Raw genomic sequence first — 23,725 nt, 5'->3', positions numbered from 1 at the left:
CCCCCCCCCCCCCCCCCCGCCCCCCCGCCCCCCCCCCCCCCCCCCCCCCCCCCCCCCCCCGCGCCCCCCCCCCGCGGGGGGGCGCCCCCCCCCCCCCCCCCCCACCCCCCCCCCCCCCCGCGCCGCGGCAAGCAGCGGCGCGCTAGCATTGTAGTCGAGATAGGCGCGTCTTCCGGCCATTTTCGTTTCGATCGGTCCCTTCAAGAGCCATTCCGCGAGGATAGCGCGTTATTTCCTTGAAATTGCAAGGCAAGCCGTCCTATTTACGCGACTTGCGGCGTGGATGGCCGAACCACGACGTTTTGGCCACCCAGTTTTGAACAATTCTAAACTAGCTTCTAAGAAGACGCTCGCCCTGCGTCAAGGCCTGGGAAGACTGGGGCCAGAGGAAGAGTTGTTTCAAGCACCGCGCATTCTTATGCCATGTGGAGTATTTTATGCCTGAGGTCATTTTCACCGGTCCGGCCGGCCGCCTGGAGGGTCGCTACCAGCCTTCCAAGGAAAAGAGCGCGCCGATCGCCATCATCCTGCACCCGCACCCACAGTTCGGCGGCACGATGAACAACAAGATCGTCTACGACCTCTTCTACATGTTCCAGAAGCGGAATTTCACCACGCTGCGCTTCAATTTCCGCGGCATCGGCCGCAGCCAGGGCGAATTCGACCACGGCACCGGCGAATTGTCGGATGCGGCCGCGGCACTTGACTGGGTGCAGTCGCTGCATCCGGATTCCAAGAGCTGCTGGGTCGCCGGCTATTCGTTCGGCTCGTGGATCGGCATGCAGCTTCTGATGCGCCGGCCGGAGATCGAAGGCTTCATCTCGATCGCGCCGCAGCCCAACACCTATGATTTCTCGTTCCTGGCGCCCTGCCCGTCGTCCGGCCTCATCATCCATGGCGACGCCGACAAGGTCGCGCCGCCAAAGGACGTGCAGGGGCTGGTCGACAAGCTGCACACGCAAAAGGGCATCACCATCACCCAGAAGACCTTGCCCGGCGCCAACCATTTCTTCTCCAACGATGCGGACCTCTTGCTCCAGGAATGCGCGGACTATCTCGATCGCCGTCTGGCAGGCGAGTTGTCCGACCCGCGGCCGAAACGGTTGAGATAGGCCGAACAGCGAAGATATCTCCGGCATCTCGCGTCGGGCTCTGTCGCAGGATATGGCATTCGATTCGAAGCCGTGCGGCGCCGTTACAGCGGTCAGGTGGAAAAACCGGATTCCCCTTTTGCTGACCGCGCTTGGATGCTAAACGCCCGCGTTCACGCATGCCACGCCCGATCCGCTTCGGTTGGGCGCTTTCGGGAAAGAAAAAATGTCCGCCTTCAAATCCGATTTCCTGCGCGTAATGAGCGAGCGTGGTTTCATCCACCAGATTTCGGATGATGCCGGCCTCGACCAGCTTTTCGCCAGGGAAACGGTGACCGCCTATGTCGGCTACGATGCCACCGCGACCAGCCTGCATATCGGCAATCTGATATCCGCGACCATGCTCTACTGGCTGCAGGAGACCGGCCACCGGCCGATCGCGCTGATGGGCGGCGGCACTTCGATGATCGGCGATCCTTCCTTCCGCGACGACCAGCGCAAGCTTTTGACGCCTGAGGCCATCGCCACCAACATCGAGGGCATCAAGCGCATCTTCGGCCGCATCCTGCGTTTCGGCGACGGTCCAAACGACGCGATCATGGTCAACAATGCCGACTGGCTGATGAAGCTCAACTATGTCGAGTTCCTGCGCGATGTCGGCCGGCATTTTTCGGTCAACCGCATGCTGACCTTCGACAGCGTCAAGCTGAGGCTCGAGCGCGAGCAATCGCTCTCCTTCCTCGAATTCAACTACATGATCCTGCAGGGCTATGATTTCGTCGAGCTCAGCCGGCGCTATGGCTGCCGCCTGCAGATGGGCGGATCGGACCAGTGGGGCAATATCATCAACGGCGTCGATCTCGGACACCGCATGGGCACGCCGCAGCTTTATGCCCTGACCACACCGCTGCTGACGACGTCGTCAGGCGCCAAGATGGGCAAATCGGCCAAGGGCGCGGTCTGGCTGAACGGCGACCTCTACTCGCCCTATGATTTCTGGCAGTACTGGCGCAACACCGAGGACGCCGACGTCACGCGCTTCCTCAAGATTTTCACCCGCCTGCCGCTCAGCGAGATCGCGCGGCTCGCCGCGCTTGGCGGCTCCGAGATCAACGAGGCCAAGAAGGTCCTGGCCACGGAAACGACGGCCATCGTGCACGGCCGCGAGGCGGCCGAGCAAGCCGAGGAAACCGCGCGCAAGACGTTTGAAGAAGGCGCGCTGGCCGAAACGCTGCCGACCGTCGAGGTCGGCAAGGCCGATCTGGAAAGCGGCGTCGGCATATTGTCGCTGTTCGTTGCCGCCGGGCTTGCCGCGTCCAACGGCGAGGCGCGGCGACACATCCAGGGCGGCGCGGTGCGCCTCAACGACCAGTCCGTGTCCGACGATCGCCGGTTGGTGACACTTGAGGATCTAGGTCCGGAACAGGTCGTAAAGCTGTCGCTCGGCAAGAAAAAACACGTTCTGGTGCGGCCGGTCTGACCGGCGCTTGATCGATCTCGATGGAATCGGGATGGGGCTTCATTAGTCCTTTCCCGAAACCGGTTTCACATCTTGCTGCGCTGACCTTCGGTTCGGGATCACGGCCCAGGTAAAACCTAATCAGGTAGGTACTGAGAAGGGCCGAGATGGGTGAATATTGCCATTCGTCTCATCTATCGGAGCGAGCAGGTAGCCCCATAAGCCGACACCTTGGATACCGTGATCCTCGACGACTTGTCTCACCTCGATAGCGGACGAGATCATTGTTGACGGCGGCGAGCCCGGATTACGACCGCGAAGCGGTCAGAAATCCAAATCCATATCGTGATGATGATGCTCGTGACCGGGAAGTTCCGGCGGCGGCGGGCCAGGCACTTCGGCCACCATCGCCTCCGTCATGATGAGGAGGCCTGCCACCGAGGCTGCGCCCTGGAGCGCCGTTCGCACCACCTTGGCTGGGTCGATGATGCCCTTTGACACCAGATCCGCGTACACGCCCGATTGGGCATCGTAGCCATAGGCGTTGTCGTCGTTTTCGAGGATCCCGGCGATGACGACCGAGCCTTCCAGGCCGGCATTGATCGCGATTTGCCGAGCCGGCCAGGTGATCGCCTTCCTGACGATCGCGATGCCGACCTGCTGGTCCTCGTTGCTGCCCTTGAGCTTCTTGAGCGCCCTGCCGGCGCGCAGTAAGGCGACCCCACCGCCGGGGAGAATGCCCTCTGCAACCGCGGCTCTTGTCGCGTTCATCGCGTCATCGATGCGATCCTTCTTCTCCCTGACCTCGACTTCGGTTGCACCGCCGACCCGGATAACGGCGACGCCACCGGCGAGCCTGGCCAGCCGCTCCTGGAGGTTCTCGCGGTCGAAATCGGAGGTGGTTTCAGCAAGCTCGAGCTTGATCTCGGCGATGCGGGCCTCGATGCTTTCCCGCTCGCCGGCGCCGCCGACGATCGTGGTGTTTGCCTTGTCGATCATCACCTTCTTGGTGCGCCCGAGCATATCGAGGGAAGCATGTTCGAGCTTGATGCCCAAATCCTCGGAGATCACCGTTCCGCCGGTCATCAGCGCGAGATCCTGCAGCATCGCCTTGCGGCGGTTTCCGTAGGCCGGCGCCTTCACGGCTGCAACCTTGAGAGCGCCGCGCAACTTGTTGACCACCAGCGCCGCCATCACCTCACTCTCGACATCCTCGGCGATGATGAGCAGCGGCTTGCCGGCCTGCACCACCTTCTCCAGCAGCGGCAGTATTTCGTTCAGACTGGACAGTTTCTTCTCGCTGACGAGGACATAGGCATCCTGCATCTCGACCCGCATCTTTGCGCGATTGGTGATGAAATGGGGCGAGATATAGCCGCGGTCGAACTGCATGCCCTCGACGAATTCGAGTTCGGTTTCGAGCGACGTCCCGTCCTCGACAGTGATCACGCCGTCATTGCCGACCCTCTTCATGGCGTCGGCGAGGCAGCGGCCGATCTCCCTGTCGCCGTTGGCCGAGATGGTCCCGACTTGCGCAATCTCGACGTTCGAGGTGACCTTCGTGGCGTTGTTTTTGAGTTCCGCGACGACGGCTTCGACCGCGAGATCGATGCCGCGTTTCAGGTCCATGGGATTCATGCCGGCGGCCACCGCCTTGGCGCCCTCCCGGGCGATCGCATGCGCGAGCACGACGGCGGTGGTCGTGCCGTCGCCGGCCTGATGGGAGGTTTTTGTTGCTATCTCGCGCACCATCTGGGCGCCCATGTTCTCGAACTTGTTGTCGAGTTCGATTTCCCTGGCGACGGTCACGCCGTCCTTCGTGACCCTTGGCGCGCCGTGCTCCCTGCCGATCGCGACGTTGCGCCCCCGCGGGCCAAGCGTGACGCTCACCGCATTCGCCAGGATGTCAATGCCGCGCAGCATTCTGTCGCGAGCTTCGAACGAGAACATGATTTCCTTGGCAGCCATTTCCTTGATCCTTAAGACCAATCTTCGGGGAACGGCGAAGCTTCATTCGGCCGCTCAGGCGAGATTGTCCCGTGGCAGCCCGAGCCGATTCCAGACATCGAACAAAGCTGCCGCGAGCCGATCAATCATGATGTCCTCATGACAGGGTGTCGGCGTGATGCGCAGCCGCTCAGTTCCCTTCGCCACAGTCGGATAATTGATCGGCTGGATATAGATGTCGTGATCGCTCAGCAGCAGGTCGCTCGCCGCTTTGCAATGCGCCGGATCGCCGACTGCCACCGGAACGATATGGGTGTCGCTCAGGATGACCGGCAGCGCAGCGGCACCCAGCGCCGCCTTGACCCGCCGGACGCGATCCTGCTGGCGCTTGCGCTCCCAGTGCGAGGTTTTCAGATGCCGGATCGCCGCTGTGGCCGCGGCGCAGATCGCCGGCGGCAACGCGCTGGTGAAGATTAAACCCGGAGCATAGGAACGAACCGCATCGATCAGCACAGCACTTCCCGTGATATAGCCGCCGAGGCAGCCGAAGGCCTTGGCGAGCGTGCCTTCGATCACATCGATCCGGTTCATGGCGCCGTCGCGCGCGGCGATGCCGGCGCCGCGAGGGCCGTACATGCCCACAGCATGGACCTCGTCGAGATAGGTCATTGCGCCGTAACGATCGGCGATTTCGCAAATGCGATTGATTGGCGCGACGTCGCCGTCCATCGAATAGAGACTTTCGAAGACGATGAGTTTTGGCCGATCCGGACCCGCTGCCTTCAACAATTCCTCGAGATGATCGACGTCGTTGTGGCGGAAGATGCTCTTCTGCGTACCGGACTGACGGATGCCTTCGATCATCGAATTGTGGTTGAGCGCATCGGACAGGATCAGACAACCGGGGATCAGCTTGGCGATGGTCGAGATGCCAGTCTGGTTCGAAACATAGCCGGACGTAAAGACCAGTGCCGCCTCCTTGCCGTGGAGATCGGCAAGCTCGCTCTCGAGCTCTAGGAGCGGATGGCTGGTGCCGGAGATATTGCGCGTCCCGCCGGCCCCCGTTCCCAGGCGGGTAGCAGTCTCCACCATGGCGGCGACCACTTTTGGGTGTTGTCCCATCCCGAGATAGTCGTTGGAGCACCAGATCACGACGTCCTTCGGTCCATGCGGGGAATGCCACACGGCATTGGGAAAGCGTCCGGCGACGCGCTCAAGGTCCGCGAACACACGGTAGCGCCGTTCCTCCTGCAGACGCGCGATCGCATCTGCAAAGAAACCGTCATAACTCGTATTGCCTGGCACCAAGATACGGCCTTGCCCATCGGCCATAGCGCCCGCATCTCCGGTCATCGGAGGTCCAAATCGCCGCGGCGCAAGGACGTTCTTTACGCCGCCAGGTTTGCCGGTGTGCAACGCTGTGGGTTCCGCCATCGCCCGATTCCTCTGCTTGCATACGAATTATGTCGAAGCGCGATGCGCGCCGATCCCGCTCGCATAGTTCCTCACGACCCGCGTTCAGGAAGGTCGAAATTGAGCTGCAACATTCGCGCGATGTTTATCAGAATTGTCTCGCAGACCTTATCTTGATTAGGATCCAGATATTTGACAGTCCAGTTTGCCCCGTTCTCCTTGGTTTCGAGCCGCTGAATCACAAAATCAGTGACGTGCTCGCATCCCGGCTCCTTATGAAGATCCGCGAGGATCAATGCCTTAAGCTCCGAAGCCTCCTTTGTATGTCTTTGCATGGTCGCTCTCCTTCCGGATGACAACTTTCTATGGATCGCTCAACTGCTTAATCGTGATGTCCGTCATCCCAGGGCTGGTGTCATCGCACCAGTTCACCTAACCTAGCGGCAATGCCGCTGCTTGGTGTGTCAGAGTCTAGCCCCTCCACGAATTGCCCCTGTGGGTTCATGATGTAGATGTGGGTGCCGTGATCCATTAGGTAGTCGTCACCGCCCGCCTCGCCCCGGCGCGCCACACCATAGGCGCCATATGCCTCCGAAACCGCAGCGATCTGTTGCGGGCTGCCGGTCAGTCCCACGATGCGCGGATCGAACGCTGCGGTAAAGCTTCCCATCACCTCAGGCGTGTCGCGTTCGGGATCGACAGTGATGAAGAGCGGTTGCAGTTTTGCGGCGTCGGGTCCGAGTTCCTCAATCGCCGCGGCGATTGATGACAGCGTCGTCGGACAGATGTCGGGACAAGAAGTATAGCCGAAGAAAACCAGCAGCCATTTGCCGCGATAAGTCTCATCGGTGACCGTCGTTCCGTCCGGCGCCGTAAGCGTGAATGGGCCACCGACCGTCACAGGCGCCGTGTCGGCCCGCACGAGCGGTTGGCAGATCGACAGGGCCGCTGCGAATATTATGCAGAAGAGGGTATGCGAACCGTAGGCCCAGGGGCTGAGGAGTCCATGCCGCCGCTTCATCAAGTACCTCCGGCACTTCGAGAAAGACGCACCAACCCCCGCGTGTGTTTGTGATTAACAAACTCGCCTAAACTATCTCACTTTATCATGTTTTGTTGCTGAATGGCTAGACATGGTTCTGGTTTAGCTCTATTTTTAAAAGTTGCCCCTCATCTCGCTAGAAGGAGGAGGCTTTTATGACCATTCGCGAATTGATGAGCGGGCTGGCGGCGATCGCTTTCGTTGCGATGGTGTCCGCGCCTGCGCAAGCCTACGAAGTGGGTCCGGTCACGGGAGGCGGAACGATCGAGGGTACGATCGTCTACCGCGGCGACGTGCCGACAACAAAGATCATCCCCACCAAGGATATCGAGGTGTGCGGCGATCCCCGCGAGGAGCCGCTGATCGAAGTCGGCAGCGATCAGGCCGTGCTGAACGCGGCGGTGCAGCTGGTCGACGTGGCACAGGGAAAGGCCTGGCCGGAGCCCGGAAAGCCGCCTGAGCTCAACAACCTCAAATGTCGCTTTGAGCCCGCGGTTCAGATGATACCCGCCGGTTCGCTGGAGGTGGTCAACAGCGACCCAATGCTCCACAACACCCACGGGTATTATGGCAAGCGCACCGCCTTCAACCTGGCGCTGCCCAATAAGGGCCAGCGGATACCCGTCGAACTGAAGCGGGCCGGCACTGTCCGCGTCGACTGCGACGCGCATGGCTGGATGGAAGGCTGGGTCTATGTGGTAGACAATCCCTACTACGCTGTCACCGGCGCCGACGGCAAGTTCAGCATAACCGATGTTCCGCCTGGGGACTACAAGCTCGTGGCGATCCACCCCTTCACCGGGCCCATCGAGCAGACCGTAAAGGTAGAGGAGAATAAGGCCACCAGTCTGACGATTGAACTGAAAAAATAAGAAAATGGGCGACCCACTGATTCAATAGGGTCGCGCTCCTGCGAGAAGGCCGACGCTTTAAGAAACGGCCTGCACTGAGGAGGAACCCTGATGTCTGACGAGCTTGACCGCATTCGGCGCGAAATGCATGCGGTGCTGCAGCCGCCTGGAGTACGGCCCGACGACTCGCTCCAAATCACCCGCCGCACATTCATTCACAGATCGCTGCTGTTCGGCGCTGCTTCCGTCGGCCAGACGTTCGCGTGGTGGCCGCTGCTCAACACCATCGACGTCGCTCACGCCGCCGAAGCGCCCTTCAAGTTTGCCTGGATTTCGGACACCCATCTCTATCCGAGATCCCTCAACACGCGCTTCGTCGACAAGGTGGTGCGCGCCGTGCAAGAGGTCCAGGCCATGGATCCGCCGGCCGACTTCCTGATCTTCGGCGGCGACCTGGCCCAGCTCGGAAAGATCGAGGAACTTGAGCTTGGCGTTGAGCTCCTCAAGGATCTGAAGATCAAGAAGTACTACATCCCGGGCGAGCATGACTGGTATCTGGATATGGGCAAGAAGTGGGGCGAGTTGTTCGGCCAACCCAACTGGACCTTCGATCACAAAGGCGTGCGCTTCATCGGGCTCGATACGGTCAGCCGGGGACCGGACTACTGGACAGCGAAGAAGATGACGCCAGAGGAGCGCATGGGCCACATGGCTACCCTCGACGGCACGGTTGCCGGCGCGTGGGCCGGCGTCGGCCGCGAGCAACTCGACTGGATGCAGAAGACACTCGCCGACTGGGATAAGTCCAAACCGATCGTCATCTTCAGCCATAATCCGCTGTACGAGTACTACCCGCCCTGGAATTTCTGGGTGCGCGACTGGCGCGAAGTGAATGACGTGCTGAAGCCTTATAAAAAGGTCACCAACATCCATGGTCACGTGCACCAGGTGCTCTACAACGAGATCGGCAGCATGCGCTCGATCGGCATGCTGGCGACCTCCTGGCCGTGGCCGTATGCCCCGGAAGGCGTCCCCAAGCTGACCAAGCCGATGATCCGGGTCGACCCCGGCGATCACTTCGATGGAGTCGGTTGGGAAACCGTCAACGTCAACGCCGACGACAAGGTCGACGTCGAGTACATCATGTGGGGCCGCAAGGAGGTGCTCGTCCAGTCGCCGGAGGACCACGACAAGAGCATTGAGGAGGTCTTACAGCCACGCATCGCCGACAGACAGTACCCGTGGGAAAATCCATAAAGGGGATGGCTATGATAAACACATCGACATTCCTCTGCATTCTGAGGCGTTCCACCGTCGCCGGAGCAGTCGTCGCAGCTGCCGTCGTCGTCGGCCCGGCCAGTGCCAACAAGGACCCGGTGACGCCAAAGCAGCTGAAGCTCTATCAAGAGGCGTTCATGGAGGAGGTCAGGAAGGGAGACCTCCTGTTCCACGGTGATGCGGCGATGGCGGAGCAGTTGGGCGTCAAGCTGTCGACCACCGGGTGGGCCTGCGCCATGTGCCATCCGATGGCCTCCGATACCCACCCGCATGCGTTCCCGAAGTTCCAGCAGTCGATGGCCAAATTCGCGACACTGCGCGACATGATCAACTGGTGCATCGAGAAACCGAACCAGGGTGAGAAGATCGATCCCGAATCGGAGGCGATGAAGGCGCTCGAGGCGTACATCACCTGGTCGAACACCGGTTCGGTGTTGGTGCCAGGCAAGTACTAGTCTCGTCGATAGCCGGGGCTCGGCTTCACGGGAGCGCGTCCGCCATCGGGGTGACACCTCGATGGTGGGGTTGAAGCAGTGGTGCGGCCCGGGAACCGCGCGGGGAGGTCTATGCGTTGGCAGAGACGGGGATGGAGCTGCGCGGCAAGTTCGCGAATGTGGACCTGGATGCGCTGGTCGACAACCGGGTCGTGCGGACCTGGCTTTATTTCGGCATGTTCTGGCTGATGGTGACGCCATCCGTCGGCGTCCTGATCTCGAGCACCTTCAACTACCCCGACTATCTTGGATCGGGAAACCTCGAGCTCACCTTCGGCCGGCTGCGCCCCGTCCACGTCAACGGTGTCATCTTCGGCGCCTTCTCGACGCTTTTCATCGGCCTTTGCTATTATCTCGTGCCGCGTCTGTCGGGGGTGCGGGTGATATGGTCGGAGTGGTCGGTTCTTCTCGCATGGGTCTGGAACATCGCAACGCTTGCCGGTTTGGTCGGCTTGCTGTTCGGCGACAGTGACGGTTTGGAAGCCGGAGAGTTTCCGCTCTATGCGAAGGTCGCATTCTTCATCGTAGTGGCTGTTGCTACCGCGCAATTCCTGATCACGATCAGTCGAAGGCTCGAGCCGGCGATCTATGTCGCGCTATGGTACTTGATCGCGACTTTCGTGTGGACGACGATGAACTTCGTGCTTGGAAGCTTCATCCTGCCGTACACGATCTCGGGCATCAACAGCGCCGCCTTCCATGGCCTCTATCTCCACTACATCGTCGGCCTGTGGCTAACGCCCGCGGGCTACGTGATCATTTACTATTTCCTGCCAATCAGCGCGCGAAATCCGCTCTATGCCCATAAGCTCTCGCTGGTAGGCTTCTGGTCCCTGGCATTGTTTTACCCGTTCGTCGGCATCCACCATTACCTCTACAGCCCGATCGCGGACTGGGCCGAGACCTTGGCCGTCGTCACATCGATGCTGCTGATCATTCCGGTGTGGACGGTGCTGGTGAACTTCTTCGGCACCATGATGGGCAAGTGGCATGAGTTCGGCAGGAACTTGCCGGCGAAGTTCCTGATCATGGGCTCGCTCATGTATCTCGTCGGCTGCTTCCAAGGCTCGACCGAGGCGCTGCGGCAGCTGCAGCAGCCGACCCACTTCACCGATTTCGTCATCTCGCATTCGCATCTCACCGTGTTCGGCACCTTCGTCGTCTGGGCGATGGGGGGCCTCGTCTATACTTGGCCGCGACTGTTCGGGCGCGAACTCTGGTCCTTCAAGCTCGGCAACTGGTCGTTCTGGCTGATCACCGTCGGCATCACGACCATGGGCCTGGTCCTCACAGCGGGCGGGCTGCAGCAGGGTTATCAATGGATGAATGGGGTCGAATGGCTCGACTCGCTCGTCTGGGTGAAGCCCTACTGGCTGGCGCGGACCCTGGCAGGCATCAGCATGGATATCGGGATGTCGCTGCTGGTGGTGAATCTGATGCTGACCGCACTGACCAGTCCGGCGGCTGAGGCGCGACGCGTCCGCGGGTCGGTCGAGGCGCTTACCCCGGCCCCGGCGGGAAGGCCTGCGCAGTGAACGTTCGCTTCTTCGCGCTGTTCGCCGGCGTCTTCTGCATCACCCTTGCGGTGATCACGCAGGGCGTGCTGCCCTTCGTGGAGCCGTCCTCGCGAACTACGCGCGTGACCTCGGTGGTGCGCACGGATTTCGGCCAGCTGAAATGGACGGTTTCAGAGGCGACGGACTACACCGAGCAGCAGCGTCGCGGCCGCAACATTTACCTGCGCGAAGGCTGCTGGTACTGCCATTCGCAATTCGTGCGGCCGGTGACCGGCGAGATCCGCCGCTGGGGACCGGTCAGCGAGGCGGGCGAATACGCCTATGACGTGCCGCACCTGTTAGGCACACGCCGGATCGGGCCGGACCTGACGCGCGTCGGCCTGAAATACAGCGACGAATGGCACCTGGCGCACTTCTACAATCCGCGGATGCTGGTGCCGGACTCGATAATGGCGCCGTATCGCGGTCTCTTCCACGAGCCCGATGCAGCCGTCCGTATCGTTGACGACGGCGCTGGCGGTCGGACCCTGGAAAGGACAGAGGTCACCGAAGGCCTTTTCGACTTCGACAGCCAGCAAGCGATCCAGCTGACGCCGAATGCGTACGGGTTGCTGTTCGTGCCGCTGAAGGCGCGCGAAAGAAAGCCGATCATCCTGACGCCGAATGACGAATACACAGGAGAAACCGTCAGCATCGCGGCGGAGACGGAATCGCTGGCGGCGCTCGTTTCCTACGTCCAGAAGCTCGGCACGAACCGGGGTAAATGGCGCGATCTTTTCGAGCCGCAAAGTCTGGAGGTCATGGATGCGACGATGCCGCGCTCCGAGGAATGGATTGCCTATGGCAAGGAAGTCTATGAGCGCCGCTGCATCGGTTGCCACGGTGCCAAAGGCGACGGCAACGGGCCGGCCGCCACCTTTATGTTTAACCAGCGGCCCAGGGACTTCACGTCCGCAGTCTTCAAATTTAGGTTGACAAAGGAGCCCCTGCCCACGGACGGGGACATGCTGCGCACCATTACTCGCGGCATCCGCGGCACGGCAATGCCCCCTTGGTACGAACTGCCGCTCAACGATCGGCTGGCGGTGATCCAGTACATCAAGTATGAGCTGGCGGTTGACCGTTCCGACCCCGCCAGTCCTTACGCTTTCTTCGTCGAGGAGCCGCCTGGCCCACCGTTGTATATCGGGCGCCCGCCGACCCCGTCCCAGACGATGCTGGACCGTGGCAAGGAGGTTTGGCAGGTGGCGAAGTGCTGGGAATGCCACGGCCAAGGCGGCAAGGGCGACGGCGAGAAGGCTGCCGGCCTCAAGGATGATATCGGGTTCGCCACCCCGCCGGCCGACCTCACCAGCGGCCAGTTCAAGTCTGGCCCGGCCGTCGAAGACATCTTCCGGACGATAACTACCGGCCTCAGCGGCACGCCGATGCCGTCGTATCGGGATTCCTTTCCGGACGAGGACCGATGGGCACTTTCCTATTTCGTGGTGGCGCTTTCCGCCTATAAAGACCCGCTCTCGCTGCAGCCGCTGTCGATCAAGCAGGAGGCCCGCGCGGCGCTGAACGATCTGGAACTGGTCGCTGACAAGCCTGAGCGAGCCTATGTGCCCGATCCGTCGGTGCCGGCGTCCGGCCCGCCAGCGCCGCCTGGCGAGAAACAGGCACCCGCCGGAGGTTAGCGCATGCTCGGTTTTGAAGTCACTGGACCATATGCGGGCGCCATGATGATGAGCCTGGCGGCCCTGTTCTTGTTCATCTGGGGCGTCCTATCCGGCGCGTTGAGCGGCACCGACAAAGCCGCCAACGACTTTTTTGAAAGGGAGATGGAGAATGAGCGATCTGCAGAGCAGCGATCCGGAGAGCCCGAGGCACCCGGAACTGGATGTACGTCAAAGCTCGCACCCTGAACTAGAGGACTATGCCGGCGGCCTGATACAGGCGCGTGTGGGCTTCATTCCGCTATGGCTTCTCGTCGTTTACGTGCTGCTGTTCGCCTGGGGGCTGTATTACATGTATGTTTATTGGGGCGGGCTCGGCCCCGGCCGTCTGTTCTAAGAAGACTGTCGCAAGAGCTGGTAAGGCAGGAGTGATGGAGATGTTGGTAGCCAAAATTCTCCTTGGGGTCGCCGCATTGAACCTCCTTTTCCTGGCCTTCGAGGTGGCGGTAAACGTGCTTCGTCTTTATTTCGGCTGACATAGGAGCAGCGGATGCTACAGGACACGGTTTTCAAGCTCGCTGACGCCGGCTTGCCACAGATGCTCGGCTTCCTCATCTATGGCGGCTGCACCGTCGGCTTTATCATCTTTCTTGTCTATCTTGTGCGGCAATAGCGACGCGGACGCGGCGCTGCGAAAACGCCAATGATCTATTACCTCGTGATCTTCGCCGCTGGATTTGCAGGCAGCTTTCATTGCATCGGCATGTGCGGCGGCTTTGCCTGCGCGCTTGGCCGCGATCAGCGAGGCGGAGGCGCAACCGTCCTTCGCCACCTGCTCTATAATACCGGCCGATTGACAACCTATTGCTTTCTGGGCGGGCTCGCGGGTGCGATCGGTCAGGTCATCTGCACCACGCAAGGTCTAACGGCGGCGCCGCTCTTGAACGGCTCCCTCGACACCGCCCAACGAATTCTCGCGATCGTCGCTGGCCTGCTCATGATTGCCATGGCGTTGCAGTTCTTCGGCTTGCTGCAGGTCTTCCATCGTCTTGCGATCGGATTTGGCGGCAGCACATTTGCATTGTCTCTGCGCGGTCTGTTGACCGCCCGGAGCAGCGCAGCACCGCTTGCCTTTGGCGTTTTCAACGGCTTCCTGCCATGTCCCCTGGTCTATGCCTTCGCCGCCCAGGCGGCGAGCACCGCCGGAGCGCTTCCCGGGCTTCTCGTCATGGCATGGTTCGGACTGGGAACCTTCCCCGCGATGTTGATGATGGGCGGCGTTGGCCGGATACTAGGGCCAGCCTGGCGGCGGCGCGGCGTGCGGCTGGCGGGCGGCTTTATTCTTTTGCTCGGTCTCATCACGCTCGGCCGTGGTCTCCTGCCTTCCGACGCGCATATCGGCCTTGCCTGGCTGGGCGGACATCCTGCATGACTGCGCATGGCGATATCCTCTGTAGCCATTGTTCGCTGCCCGTCGGCCTGCGCCCGATGGAGCGCAGGCTCAACGGTGAGGCTTGCGCATTCTGCTGCTACGGCTGTTGCATCGCCTTTCAGGTGAAGAGCGGCAGACACGAAGAGTGGGAAGCCGCCTGGCTTCTGATCCAGCTCGGCGTGGGAGGCTTTCTCTCCATGAATATCATGATGTTCAGCCTCCTCCTCTATTCGGACGCGTTCACCGGCGTCGATGCGGGCGTGCTGCCGTGGATCCACCTTTTGCTCTGGATCTTCGCGACGCCGGCGGTGGTGATTCTCGGCGGACCCTATCTGCGCGAAATGTGGCTCAATGGTATTCAGGGACGAGTGACGTCGTCGGCACTCATCGTGCTTGGCGTCGCTGCCGCTTACCTCTATTCGGCATTTGCCGTGTTCGAGGGCAGCACGCATGTCTATTTCGACACCGCCGTGATGGTGCTGATGCTGTTCACCGTTGGCCGCTATCTCGAGGCTGTTGGCCGCGCCAGGGCGGCGCGCGACCTCGAACCTCTTCTGGCCGCAGAAGGCGAGAGCGCGACCGTGATCGATGGCGCGGCAGAGATCCGCCGTCCGGTGCGGGAGGTGTCGGCCGGCATGCTGGTGCGGGTCCGGCCAGGCGAGCGCATTCCGGTCGACGGCGTGGTTGTCGAAGGGGAATCGAACACCGATGAAGCCGTGATTACCGGAGAAAGCCGGCAAGTGACCAAGGGCGCCGGCTCCAAGGTGATTGCCGGCAGTATCAATATCGACGGCCCGCTCCTGATCCAAAGCAGCGGTGACGGAACTGCAACCCGCTGGGCGCGGATTTGCCGGTCGGTGCGCGAAGCGCTGGGCCGTCGCAGTCCAACCCAGCGTCTTGCCGATCGCGTCGTTGGCGTGTCCGTGCCGCTCGTCCTCGCCCTCGGCGGGCTGACGATCGTTTACTGGGCGCAGTCATTGCCGTTCGATCGGGCGTTGCTGATTGGCCTCTCGGTACTGGTGGTTGCCTGTCCTTGTGCCGTCGGCCTCGCTGCTCCGATGGCGACATCACTCGGCATCGGCCGGTTGGCACGGCACGGCTGCGTTGTCCGCGACCCCGGCGTGCTTGAGACCCTCGCGCGTGTCCGGTTGCTCGCCTTCGACAAGACCGGCACTCTGACGGCGGGCAAAGCGCGTCTCGTCGGCGTCGACTGCCAGGAGGTCGGCATCGACGAAGTGCTGGCGCGCGCCGCCGGTCTGGAGCGACTTTCCGAGCATGGTCTGGCGCGGGCCATCGCGGCAGCCGCCGCTCAGCGCGGCATCACGCCGCTCGTCACCCGCGATGTCCGGACGGTTCCCGGCCGTGGCGTCCGCGGCAGCGCCGAAGGCCGGCCCGTAGCGGCAGGGAACGGCAGATTGATGAATGATCTGGGCTGGCCGCTTCCCCCGTCGCTGACTGAGCGTGCGCGGTCGCTGGAGGCGAGCGGTTATTCGGTGGTCTATGTCGGTTGGGGCGAGCAGGTTCACGCCGTGCTGTCGCTCGATGATTCACCGCTCCCCGAGGCGCATGCCGCGATCGCGGCCCTGCGTGAGCGCGGGCTCGACGCCACGCTGTTGACCGGCGACTTGGCGCCAGCGGCGGAGCGGATCGCGGCTCTGGTCGGGATCAAGGACGTCCAAGCGGGCCTTTCGCCGGAGGCCAAACGGCTGGCCCTGGATCGGCTCCGCCATGACCACAGTTCGGTGGCGATGGTCGGCGATGGACTGAATGACGGGCCGGTCCTGGCCGCCGCAGATGTCGGTATTGCCGTCGGCTCCGCCACCGATCTCGCCCGCGAGACTGCAGCGCTCGTGCTGCCTGCGGACGGATTGTGGATGCTGCCCTGGATCGTCGACGTGGCCCGTGCGGTCCGCAGGACCATCTTGACCAACCTTATGTGGGCGTTCGGCTACAACCTCGTCGCCCTGACGTTCGCAACACTCGGACTTCTGCAGCCAATCCTTGCGGCGGCGGTCATGGCCGGCTCGAGCATTCTCGTGGTGGTGAATTCGCTGCGGCTGGAGCGGCTGCCCGATCCTGTTCCAGCGCTGATCCCGGAGCAACGATCCGGCACCAAGTCGCAACGTACCCACGATGGCGCCGGCATTTCCGCAATGGCCGGCCCGGCCGTCGAGCGGAGTTGACTTTCGTTCAGCCAAACACGTCGTGCGTGAAGGCGTCATACCAGCCTTCCGCCGCGCGCGCAGCCTGCCGGCGGACCTCGGAGCTTTCCTCGACCTTGCTGACCAAGCTGATGACGCTCTTGAGCTTCCCGTCGACGGGCTTGAAGCTGATGGCGTTGCTGAACGCATCGTCGGGGGCGAGATAGGTGTAGCAGGTGTTGAACAAATGCGCCGGGAAACGCGCTGATCCAGTGAGATCGGCCGCGATGGCAAAGGCGCAGGCTTTGGCCTGGCTGTTGGCGCAGAAGGCGGATTTCGGCATATCCCCGCCGATGATCGCGTCACCGACCAGATGGACGCCGGGCTGCAGCGCCGATTCGAAGGTGACCGGATCGACCGGACACCAGCCCGACCGATTGGCGAGCCCCGCCTGCTGCGCCAAGCGCCCGGCCATTTGCGCCGGGATGACATTGGCCACCGCGGCCTTGAATGTAGCTCCCGCGGTGATCACCGACCGGGTCTTCGCGTCGATTGCCGTGACCCCGCCGGTGAACTGAGCCGGTAGCCATTCGATCATTCCCGGATAGTGGCGGTTCCAAGCGTCCTGGAACAGGTCCTGCGCGTTGAAGCTGTCTTTCGCATCGAGGATCAGAATTTTGGCCTTGGGTTTGCGGCGCTGGAAATAGGATGCGACGAGGGAAGCGCGCTCGTAGGGGGCGGGCGGGCAGCGAAACGGATTCGGCGGAGCAACGAGCACGAACAGCCCGCCGTCCTCCATGCTTTCCAGTTGCCGGCGCAGCAGCTTGCTTTGCGGTCCTGCATTCCAGGCGTGCGGCATGATCTCCATCGCCGCTTCGTCATAGCCCTTAAGCGCCCGATCCCTGAATGCGATGCCTGGCGCAACAACGAGACGGTCGTAGCTGAGCTTTGAACCGTTGTTGAGCGCAACGGTTTTCGCCGCCGGGTGAATCGCCGCGGCGGACTCATGAATGACGATGATACCATTTTGTTTTGCCAGCGCTTCATAACCATGACTGAGCGATTCGAACGGGCGCAGCCCGGCGAGATAGAGATTGCTGAAGAAACAGGTCGCGTAGCTCTGCCGCGGTTCAACCAGGGTCACCTCGATAGCCGTGGCGCTGGCGGCGAGATATCTGGCGACCGTTGCGCCGCCGATGCCGCCGCCGATCACGACGACACGCGCCTTGGCCTGGCCCCGCGCCTTCGGCTGGTTGAGCGCCGTTAACAACGCTGCTCCGGTAAGGCGGCCGAACTCGCGACGAGTCCAGGATTTCATCGCGGGTTACTTCCCTGCGCTGCGACATAGCGCGCGACGCTCGCGATCTCCTCGTCGCTGAGCGACAGCGCGATAACGTGCATGATGTGATTTGGACTCTCGCTCGCCCGGTAGGCAAGCAGGGCGTTGGTAAGCCTCTTCTCACCAAGCCCGATGATGCTGGGAATGCCTGTGCCGCCGCCATCGAGACGATGGCAGGACGCACAGATTGCGGCGAGTTGAGCGCCTTGATCGGGCCCCGCCGCCGCGCCGGATTGGCTGAAGAGCAGCACGAGGCCCGTGGCAATCGCAGATCTCGCGACGGGGCGCATGCTGAATACCCGTCTGTTTCGCAGTTTTCCGGTCACGCTCCCACTCAACTTGTCCACGCTATAATTCGCGCAGCTCGATTGCGTCGACACCTCAACCGACCGTGAACTGGTGCGACAACATATAAACGCCACCCCCGTCTTCTTCCCAGACAAAATCGAGCCGGCCGCTCTCCGTCGCGCGCAAGGAAAATTCGAAGAACGGGTTGGCCGAAATCGCCTCGTGAAGATCGACACTGAACACCACAGTTTCGTTGTAGCGACAGACAAACTTGTTGATGATCTTGCGCGGGATTACATTGCCTTGATCATCATGGCGTAGCCCCGTTTCCATCTCATGGCTGATAATGGTCTTGACCTGAAAAATCTCCCCCTTCGCCGCAGCGTTTGGCACGATCACGCGTGGTGTCGGGGTGGTCACAGTCTCTCTCCGATCCTCAGGCACAGCCATCCGTGGCGACACGGACCCACGTCGTGGTCATCAGCAAAATGCCGTCATTCATTTCAGCGACAGCGACGACGTGTTGCGGTTTGGCAAGCCGGATGCGCGTCGACACGCGGGGCAGACTGCGTTGCGGGACGAAGTGGAAACTGGCCACTTCGATGAGCGGGTTCCGCGGCGCGAACACGCGCATCTGCCTTACATGGTCGGCCTCGGTCATGGGGCTGTCGATGTAAAGACTCATGGGCACGGTGTAGCCGGTCGGGAAGTCCGTCGGCATTATCAGGTGAAGGCGATCCGACACCGTGGCCGTCCGTCCGGTGAGCTGCTCGATGAGATCCAACGCTTCATCGTTCGCACGCGCGCTCCGCGGCGAGAAGAGCGTGATCCCGGCAAACCCCACACTCCCGGCGATCAACACATCGCGGCGCGTCAAGCTCATCGTCCCGGTCTCCAAACCCTGCCACCTCTTTAGGCCACTCTAAGAACGCATCAGCGGCGGCAGGCGGCGCACTCGGACACATCAGTGCGGCAGCTTCTACCAAATTTAGCACCGACAACCGCTGGGAGCAATCTCGCGGAAGTGCCCATGGCCGCCCTTTAAACCAATGCATTCTGTTTTACCGGCCGTTGGGAGCACGCCGGCGGATTCTGCGACTACCCAACTTCGGTCGCCGGCCTGATCGCTGGAGGCGTTATTGCGGCACCGCTGTCGGGATAGATGGTCAAGGCATTGCGGGAAAGGACGCTCTTGGGTTGTCGGATCTCTGATCACACTCTTGGCCGGCTATCAGATGCTCGAATTAACTGGAGCGCTCGAACCGCGCCAGCGCAATGTCTGATTTTACAAGCCTGCGCGACACTCATGATAAGGCTGAAAAAGGACGGGTTAGGGTGGGAAGCGGTCGTTGGTCTCGTCCCAACGAGCAAGTAGCGCCCCTGAGCTGACCCATCCGGGCCGGACCCCGGGGCAGTCTCGCGTGCCGCCCGAGATAACTCGCGAGGCTAAGCCCAGAACGCATCCCAGGCGTAGAGGTCGTAGAAGTGCTCCCGGCAGTCAATCACCTTGCTATTCTTGATGTCGAAGACATCCAGCCGTTTGCCGTTGCGCTCCCCGGTATTGCCATGGACGCCGACCACGCGTCCGTCCTCGCTCGCCATCCCGGGCTTGCCGCGTCCAACGGCGAGGCGCGGCGACACATCCAGGGCGGCGCCGTGCGGCTGAACGACCGGTCCGTGTCCGACGATCGCCGGTTGGTGACACTTGAGGATCCAGGTCCGGAACAAGTCGTAAAACTATCGCTCGGCAAGAAAAAACACGTTCTGGTGCGGCCGGTCTGACCAGCGCCTGATTGTGCAGCACGCTCTCAGCTGCCGCTCTCCAGCCGATTGCGGCGGTACCAAAAGTTGCACGGAGCAAGCCCGCGCAACTTTGTTGTCGTCAAAGTTCACACCGGCTGCGTCGGGACCGTGGCAGCAGCCTCCAATTCGTTAAACCGCCCGTGGACTTCGATATCATCGAGAAGTCCCATCCACAGCGACACACATAACCCAACCATCACGAGGAGGAACGGCGCGGCCGCGACAATGGATGCGGTTTGGAGCCCAGCCAAGCCACCCATCACCAGCAACACACAAGCAGAGGCTCCGGCCAAAATGCCCCACAGAACCACGATCCCGGACCTTGGGTGAAGAGTTCCGCGCGAAGAGAGCATTCCCATGACAACGGAAGCCGCGTCAGCTCCCGACACGAAGAATATTGCAACCAGGAACATCGCAAGGGTCGATGTCAGCGTAGTGGCCGGATATTGGGCAAGAAGCGCGAACAGCGATACTGGAGCGCCCTTTTCGTTGACGGCTTCGACAAGTCCGCCCAATCCCATCAGTTCCGAGTGAAGTGCAGTTCCGCCCATGACGGTGAACCAAAAGAAGGTAACAGCGCTGGGGATGAGCAACACGCCAACGATAAACTCGCGGATTGTGCGGCCCCGAGAGATCCGAGCTATGAAAACGCCGACAAAGGGAGCCCAGGATATCCACCAGGCCCAATAGAAGATGGTCCAGCTGCCAAGCCACTTTCCGTCGCTGAATGCTGCCGTGCGGAACGACATGGAGACCAGGTCGCTGAGGTAGTAGCCGAGCGATTCGATCAGCGTGTCGAATATGAACACGGTCGGTCCAATGATCGCCAGAAAGAGCAGCAGCAGCAGAGCAATGACCATGTTCAGGTTGCTCAGGAATTGCACGCCCTTGCCAACCCCGGAAACCGCCGACAGGATGAACAGAACGGTCAATGCCGCGATAATTGTCAACGCAATCGTTGCGGACTCGCCGGTATTCCAGAGGAAGTTCATTCCGCTGTTGATCTGCTGAGCGCCAAGTCCCAACGAAGTGGCCGTTCCAAACAGTGTCGCGATGATTGCGAGGACATCGATCGCCCGGCCGATCGGGCCGTGGATGCGGCTGCCTAGCAGAGGCTGGAAGGCACTCGACATCAAAGTCGGCAGGTTGCGCCTGTAGCTGAAGTACGCAAGCGCCAATCCGACAACCGCATAGATCGCCCACGGGTGCAGCGCCCAATGGAAATAGGCGTATTGCATTGCCACGACCGCGGCCTCCCTCGACTGCGGCTCCGCCATTCCGTGCGGTGGCGCGCCAAAATGGAAGACCGGTTCGGCCACTCCCCAAAACATCAGGCCGATGCCCATGCCGACGCTGAACATCATGCAGACCCATGACACGGTCGAAAATTCAGGCTTTTCGTCATCTCGCCCGAGCTTGATCTTGCCGAACCTGCCAACCGCCAGGAAAACAGCGAACATCAGGAAGAACGCCGTCGAAACGACAAACATCCAGCCGAATGTCTTGATGATCGTATTCAAAGTTGCTGTCGCCACTGTGGCGAGACTGTCAGGAGCAAGGCCGCCCCAAAGCACAAAGCCGCCAGCTATGATGACAGCCGGCCAAAATACGCCGGAGTCTACACTCCGGGTGCCTGTTACGGACATCCGCTCACTCCCATTTTTGCGTGAACATCGTGCGCGGCCGGCTTTTCAAGCATTTTCTGGCTGGAACGACAGAGCGGTTCGCGTGGTAAAACTGATTGAATGACGTTGGGTTAGCTGGCTCAATCGCGACTTTGTTGCGACCCAGTTCCGACACATTCGAAAAGTTGTCGGTCATGTCATCCGCGCTTCGACTACATCGACCATCGCGCAACGCTGCTTTGCTTAATGCGGAGGAACCCGCTCTTGCCGGAGAGCGGCAGTCCTTCCCGCATGGTCATAGAGCGTGAGAGCGTGCCCTGGACGGTGGTGCCGATCCGAGGGCCGCGCAGCACGCCATTAGCCCGCTTCAGATAGCCGGCGCCCTTGATCAGCCACATGCCCAAATTGCTGGATTTGGCAGCCCAGGAAGGATAGGCTTGGTTTTTGGTTCAGGCGATGGAACAGAGACTAGCCGCAATTCTGGCTGCCGATATGGCGGGCTACAGTCGGCTAATGGAGGCCGACGAATCCGGCACGCTCGCACGCCTTCGGACCCATCGCATAGAACTGGTCGATCCCGCCATCGCGAAGAACAAGGGCCGGATCATCAAGACCACCGGAGACGGCATGCTCGTTGAGTTCCAGAGCGTGACCGATGCCGTGAAATGCGCCGTGGAAATCCAACAGCGCATGAAACGGCGCAATTCGGATGTGCCGCAAGAACGGCGTATCGAATTCAGGATCGGCATAAATCTCGGCGACATCATTTTCGACGATGAGGACATTTTTGGCGACGGCGTCAACATTGCCTCGCGCATCGAGCAACTCGCCGACGTCGGCGGTATCTGCGTGACCGCAGCGGTGGCGACCCAAATTGCCGACCGTCTCGAAATTGCCATGGAGGATTTGGGCGAGAAGACGTTAAAGAACATCAGCCGCCCGGTTCGCCTCTATCGCGTTGGGTTTGACAGTCATGTCCTGCCAGAAGTCGAGGCAAAGCGATCCATCTCGAAACCTTCGATAGTGGTGCTGCCATTCAACAACATGAGCGGCGACCCCGAGCAGGAATTTTTCGCGGACGGACTGACCGAGGACATCATCACCGAATTGTCCCGCCATCATGAACTGTTCGTCATCTCGCGCAATTCCAGCTTCGTCTACAAGAACCGCGCCGTGAATGTGCGCGAGGTGGCCGAGAAACTCGACGTCCAATACCTGGTGGAGGGAAGCGTTCGCAAGATCGGCAACAGGGTGCGCGTGACGGTTCAGCTCATCGACACGGCGAATGACGCTCATATTTGGGCAGACAAATATGACCGGAAGCTGGACGACATATTCGCGATTCAGGATGAGGTAACCGCGGCGATCGCAGCCACGCTGCCCGGTCGTGTCGAGGCGGCTCAGCGGGACCAGCTCGCGCGGGCGAAACCTGCAAACATGGCCGCGTATGAATGTGTTCTTGCTGCCAAGGTGCTGCATCACCGAGGCACGATTGAGGATAATGAACGCGCGCAAACCTTGATAGGCAGGGCCGTCGCGCTCGACCCCGATTATGCCCATGCCCATGCCTGGCGCGCCTGCATTCTTGGCCAGGCCTGGGTCCATAACTGGTGCAAAGACAGGGATGCCGTCTGGAACGACATCTTGGCAGCGCTGGACAGGGCGCTGGCGCTGGACGACAACGATGCCGATGTCCACCGCATCCTCGCCGCAGTGAACGTGAACAACAATGAGCTGACCACAGCGCGCTACCATCAAGAGCGCGCCCTCGCCCTCAATCCCAACTACGACCTCGTGGTGGTGCAGCAAGGCGAGTTGTTGACGTGGCTGGGAAGGCCGGAAGAGGGAATTGAATGGATCCGCAAGGCAATGCAGTTGAACCCGCACCACCCGGAGAGGTTCTGGAGCCATCTAGGAAAGGCGCATTTCGCCGCGCGCCAGTATGGCGAGGCGATCGAAGCTTTCATGCATCTGTCAACCATGGACTCGGTTCAGCACGCTTTCGCCGCTGCCTGCTACGGCTGGCTCGGCGACGAAATCGCGGCCGCGGCGCATCTGCGCAAGATCAAAACGCTCGATCCCCAGTTCGACCTCGATTCATTTATCGCCACCCTGCACTATGCCCAGAAGTCTGATGTGCAGCACGTCCGCGAGGGACTGCTGAAAGCCGGTATTGCCAACCTGTAGCCAGCCGGTGACTACGAACCGGATCCAATCGGGGACAGGCAAAAAGACCGGCCCCCACCCAAGGACGAAGCCGCGCCCCCGGGCCCGGGCCGGCGCCCCCCAACCGGCCGCCGAAAAGCATGGGCCTGTTCGGGCCGGTGGCAAGCCTGCCGGAATTTCC

The 23,725-nt window shown here is 61.3% G+C and carries 22 protein-coding genes and 2 pseudogenes; 14 read left to right on the top strand and 10 right to left on the bottom strand.

What is annotated here, in order from left to right; all coding sequences use genetic code 11:
• The first annotated feature begins 437 nt into the window (after positions 1 to 437).
• Together AC0L3D_RS32555 and tyrS are read left to right on the top strand one after the other, a co-directional pair.
• Positions 438 to 1,112 (top strand): alpha/beta hydrolase, encoded by a 675-nt coding sequence (locus AC0L3D_RS32555; RefSeq protein WP_473647097.1) that lies wholly within the window; start codon positions 438 to 440, stop codon positions 1,110 to 1,112.
• 205 nt (positions 1,113 to 1,317) lie between these two features.
• Positions 1,318 to 2,571, top strand: coding sequence for a tyrosine--tRNA ligase (gene tyrS / locus AC0L3D_RS32550; protein ID WP_128173158.1), 1,254 nt, complete (start codon positions 1,318 to 1,320; stop codon positions 2,569 to 2,571).
• A 303-nt stretch (positions 2,572 to 2,874) separates the two neighbouring features.
• On the opposite strand, the gene groL is transcribed toward tyrS, so the two are convergent.
• The 4 genes from groL to AC0L3D_RS32530 form a co-directional block, all read right to left on the bottom strand.
• Entirely contained in the window at positions 2,875 to 4,518 is a 1,644-nt protein-coding gene (groL, locus tag AC0L3D_RS32545) for a chaperonin GroEL (RefSeq protein ID WP_027154146.1), read from the bottom strand.
• A 54-nt stretch (positions 4,519 to 4,572) separates the two neighbouring features.
• Positions 4,573 to 5,829 carry a 5-aminolevulinate synthase gene (gene hemA / locus AC0L3D_RS32540; RefSeq protein WP_473647102.1) on the bottom strand — a complete coding sequence of 419 codons (1,257 nt, stop codon included), beginning with the start codon at positions 5,827 to 5,829 and terminating at the stop codon, positions 4,573 to 4,575.
• Positions 5,830 to 6,002: 173 nt separating this feature from the next.
• A complete protein-coding gene (locus tag AC0L3D_RS32535; protein WP_027154144.1) occupies positions 6,003 to 6,245 on the bottom strand; it encodes a hypothetical protein in 243 nt (80 codons plus the stop codon).
• An 80-nt stretch (positions 6,246 to 6,325) separates the two neighbouring features.
• On the bottom strand, positions 6,326 to 6,931 hold the full coding sequence (locus AC0L3D_RS32530; RefSeq protein ID WP_473534560.1) for an SCO family protein: 606 nt from the start codon (positions 6,929 to 6,931) through the stop codon (positions 6,326 to 6,328).
• Between the two features lie 194 nt (positions 6,932 to 7,125).
• Between AC0L3D_RS32530 and AC0L3D_RS32525 the strand changes: the two genes are divergently transcribed.
• The 9 genes from AC0L3D_RS32525 (at position 7,126) to AC0L3D_RS32485 (ending at position 16,365) form a co-directional block, all read left to right on the top strand.
• Positions 7,126 to 7,824, top strand: coding sequence for a carboxypeptidase regulatory-like domain-containing protein (locus tag AC0L3D_RS32525; RefSeq protein ID WP_413468442.1), 699 nt, complete (start codon positions 7,126 to 7,128; stop codon positions 7,822 to 7,824).
• 90 nt (positions 7,825 to 7,914) lie between these two features.
• A complete protein-coding gene (locus tag AC0L3D_RS32520) occupies positions 7,915 to 9,060 on the top strand; it encodes a metallophosphoesterase family protein (protein WP_473630175.1) in 1,146 nt (381 codons plus the stop codon).
• 11 nt (positions 9,061 to 9,071) lie between these two features.
• Positions 9,072 to 9,536 (top strand): c-type cytochrome, encoded by a 465-nt coding sequence (locus tag AC0L3D_RS32515; protein WP_023798298.1) that lies wholly within the window; start codon positions 9,072 to 9,074, stop codon positions 9,534 to 9,536.
• A 131-nt stretch (positions 9,537 to 9,667) separates the two neighbouring features.
• Positions 9,668 to 11,110, top strand: a complete 1,443-nt coding sequence (locus tag AC0L3D_RS32510) for a cbb3-type cytochrome c oxidase subunit I (protein ID WP_473647100.1) — start codon at positions 9,668 to 9,670, stop codon at positions 11,108 to 11,110.
• On the top strand, positions 11,107 to 12,771 hold the full coding sequence (locus AC0L3D_RS32505; RefSeq protein WP_473523577.1) for a cbb3-type cytochrome c oxidase subunit II: 1,665 nt from the start codon (positions 11,107 to 11,109) through the stop codon (positions 12,769 to 12,771). The genes AC0L3D_RS32510 and AC0L3D_RS32505 overlap by 4 nt, the downstream gene beginning before the upstream one ends.
• A 151-nt stretch (positions 12,772 to 12,922) precedes the next feature.
• Positions 12,923 to 13,147 carry a hypothetical protein gene (locus tag AC0L3D_RS32500; protein ID WP_014766281.1) on the top strand — a complete coding sequence of 75 codons (225 nt, stop codon included), beginning with the start codon at positions 12,923 to 12,925 and terminating at the stop codon, positions 13,145 to 13,147.
• A 153-nt stretch (positions 13,148 to 13,300) separates the two neighbouring features.
• Positions 13,301 to 13,423 (top strand): hypothetical protein, encoded by a 123-nt coding sequence (locus AC0L3D_RS32495; protein WP_023798301.1) that lies wholly within the window; start codon positions 13,301 to 13,303, stop codon positions 13,421 to 13,423.
• A gap of 30 nt (positions 13,424 to 13,453) precedes the next feature.
• Positions 13,454 to 14,182 (top strand): sulfite exporter TauE/SafE family protein, encoded by a 729-nt coding sequence (locus AC0L3D_RS32490; RefSeq protein ID WP_128182112.1) that lies wholly within the window; start codon positions 13,454 to 13,456, stop codon positions 14,180 to 14,182.
• A gap of 56 nt (positions 14,183 to 14,238) precedes the next feature.
• On the top strand, positions 14,239 to 16,365 hold the full coding sequence (locus AC0L3D_RS32485; protein ID WP_473647099.1) for a heavy metal translocating P-type ATPase: 2,127 nt from the start codon (positions 14,239 to 14,241) through the stop codon (positions 16,363 to 16,365).
• A 7-nt stretch (positions 16,366 to 16,372) separates the two neighbouring features.
• Here AC0L3D_RS32485 and AC0L3D_RS32480 read toward each other — a convergent pair whose 3' ends face one another.
• Genes AC0L3D_RS32480 through AC0L3D_RS32465 form a run of 4 tightly spaced genes read right to left on the bottom strand, consistent with a single transcriptional unit; the run spans position 16,373 to position 18,833 of the window.
• Positions 16,373 to 17,641 carry an NAD(P)/FAD-dependent oxidoreductase gene (locus AC0L3D_RS32480; protein WP_473630174.1) on the bottom strand — a complete coding sequence of 423 codons (1,269 nt, stop codon included), beginning with the start codon at positions 17,639 to 17,641 and terminating at the stop codon, positions 16,373 to 16,375.
• The gene (locus AC0L3D_RS32475) at positions 17,638 to 17,988 is read right to left on the bottom strand and encodes a c-type cytochrome (protein WP_473630173.1); all 351 of its coding nucleotides are present in this window, start codon (positions 17,986 to 17,988) and stop codon (positions 17,638 to 17,640) included. The genes AC0L3D_RS32480 and AC0L3D_RS32475 overlap by 4 nt, the downstream gene beginning before the upstream one ends.
• A gap of 55 nt (positions 17,989 to 18,043) precedes the next feature.
• On the bottom strand, positions 18,044 to 18,370 hold the full coding sequence (gene soxZ, locus AC0L3D_RS32470) for a thiosulfate oxidation carrier complex protein SoxZ (RefSeq protein WP_036262802.1): 327 nt from the start codon (positions 18,368 to 18,370) through the stop codon (positions 18,044 to 18,046).
• 16 nt (positions 18,371 to 18,386) lie between these two features.
• A complete protein-coding gene (locus AC0L3D_RS32465) occupies positions 18,387 to 18,833 on the bottom strand; it encodes a thiosulfate oxidation carrier protein SoxY (RefSeq protein ID WP_473630172.1) in 447 nt (148 codons plus the stop codon).
• Between the two features lie 168 nt (positions 18,834 to 19,001).
• On the opposite strand from AC0L3D_RS32465, the pseudogene AC0L3D_RS32460 reads away from it, so the two are divergent.
• Positions 19,002 to 19,233: pseudogene (locus AC0L3D_RS32460) on the top strand (sulfite exporter TauE/SafE family protein); the annotation flags it as partial.
• A gap of 322 nt (positions 19,234 to 19,555) precedes the next feature.
• Positions 19,556 to 19,732: pseudogene (locus tag AC0L3D_RS32455) on the top strand (tyrosine--tRNA ligase); the annotation flags it as partial.
• A 107-nt stretch (positions 19,733 to 19,839) separates the two neighbouring features.
• Here AC0L3D_RS32455 and AC0L3D_RS32450 read toward each other — a convergent pair.
• Positions 19,840 to 21,399 carry a BCCT family transporter gene (locus tag AC0L3D_RS32450; RefSeq protein WP_473630170.1) on the bottom strand — a complete coding sequence of 520 codons (1,560 nt, stop codon included), beginning with the start codon at positions 21,397 to 21,399 and terminating at the stop codon, positions 19,840 to 19,842.
• A gap of 191 nt (positions 21,400 to 21,590) precedes the next feature.
• A complete protein-coding gene (locus AC0L3D_RS32445; protein WP_287247521.1) occupies positions 21,591 to 21,776 on the bottom strand; it encodes a hypothetical protein in 186 nt (61 codons plus the stop codon).
• 58 nt (positions 21,777 to 21,834) lie between these two features.
• On the opposite strand from AC0L3D_RS32445, the gene AC0L3D_RS32440 reads away from it, so the two are divergent.
• Entirely contained in the window at positions 21,835 to 23,565 is a 1,731-nt protein-coding gene (locus AC0L3D_RS32440; protein ID WP_023798310.1) for an adenylate/guanylate cyclase domain-containing protein, read from the top strand.
• Positions 23,566 to 23,725: the final 160 nt, after the last annotated feature.

The organism is Mesorhizobium sp. WSM4837 (assembly GCF_055811435.1).
Note: the sequence above shows the minus strand (reverse complement) of the source record. Positions and strands in the feature narration are given on the sequence as shown.

Excerpts from the sequence above, each read along its gene's own strand:
- AC0L3D_RS32555 (WP_473647097.1), top strand. The coding sequence starts at position 438 with ATGCCTGAGGTCATTTTCACCGGTCCGGCCGGCCGCCTGGAGGGTCGC.
- tyrS (WP_128173158.1), top strand. The coding sequence starts at position 1,318 with ATGTCCGCCTTCAAATCCGATTTCCTGCGCGTAATGAGCGAGCGTGGT.
- groL (WP_027154146.1), bottom strand. The coding sequence starts at position 4,518 with ATGGCTGCCAAGGAAATCATGTTCTCGTTCGAAGCTCGCGACAGAATG.
- hemA (WP_473647102.1), bottom strand. The coding sequence starts at position 5,829 with ATGGCCGATGGGCAAGGCCGTATCTTGGTGCCAGGCAATACGAGTTAT.
- AC0L3D_RS32535 (WP_027154144.1), bottom strand. The coding sequence starts at position 6,245 with ATGCAAAGACATACAAAGGAGGCTTCGGAGCTTAAGGCATTGATCCTC.
- AC0L3D_RS32530 (WP_473534560.1), bottom strand. The coding sequence starts at position 6,931 with ATGAAGCGGCGGCATGGACTCCTCAGCCCCTGGGCCTACGGTTCGCAT.
- AC0L3D_RS32525 (WP_413468442.1), top strand. The coding sequence starts at position 7,126 with ATGAGCGGGCTGGCGGCGATCGCTTTCGTTGCGATGGTGTCCGCGCCT.
- AC0L3D_RS32520 (WP_473630175.1), top strand. The coding sequence starts at position 7,915 with ATGTCTGACGAGCTTGACCGCATTCGGCGCGAAATGCATGCGGTGCTG.
- AC0L3D_RS32515 (WP_023798298.1), top strand. The coding sequence starts at position 9,072 with ATGATAAACACATCGACATTCCTCTGCATTCTGAGGCGTTCCACCGTC.
- AC0L3D_RS32510 (WP_473647100.1), top strand. The coding sequence starts at position 9,668 with ATGGAGCTGCGCGGCAAGTTCGCGAATGTGGACCTGGATGCGCTGGTC.
- AC0L3D_RS32500 (WP_014766281.1), top strand. The coding sequence starts at position 12,923 with ATGAGCGATCTGCAGAGCAGCGATCCGGAGAGCCCGAGGCACCCGGAA.
- AC0L3D_RS32495 (WP_023798301.1), top strand. The coding sequence starts at position 13,301 with ATGCTACAGGACACGGTTTTCAAGCTCGCTGACGCCGGCTTGCCACAG.
- AC0L3D_RS32490 (WP_128182112.1), top strand. The coding sequence starts at position 13,454 with ATGATCTATTACCTCGTGATCTTCGCCGCTGGATTTGCAGGCAGCTTT.
- AC0L3D_RS32485 (WP_473647099.1), top strand. The coding sequence starts at position 14,239 with ATGGAGCGCAGGCTCAACGGTGAGGCTTGCGCATTCTGCTGCTACGGC.
- AC0L3D_RS32480 (WP_473630174.1), bottom strand. The coding sequence starts at position 17,641 with ATGAAATCCTGGACTCGTCGCGAGTTCGGCCGCCTTACCGGAGCAGCG.
- AC0L3D_RS32465 (WP_473630172.1), bottom strand. The coding sequence starts at position 18,833 with ATGAGCTTGACGCGCCGCGATGTGTTGATCGCCGGGAGTGTGGGGTTT.
- AC0L3D_RS32450 (WP_473630170.1), bottom strand. The coding sequence starts at position 21,399 with ATGTCCGTAACAGGCACCCGGAGTGTAGACTCCGGCGTATTTTGGCCG.
- AC0L3D_RS32445 (WP_287247521.1), bottom strand. The coding sequence starts at position 21,776 with ATGTGGCTGATCAAGGGCGCCGGCTATCTGAAGCGGGCTAATGGCGTG.
- AC0L3D_RS32440 (WP_023798310.1), top strand. The coding sequence starts at position 21,835 with ATGGAACAGAGACTAGCCGCAATTCTGGCTGCCGATATGGCGGGCTAC.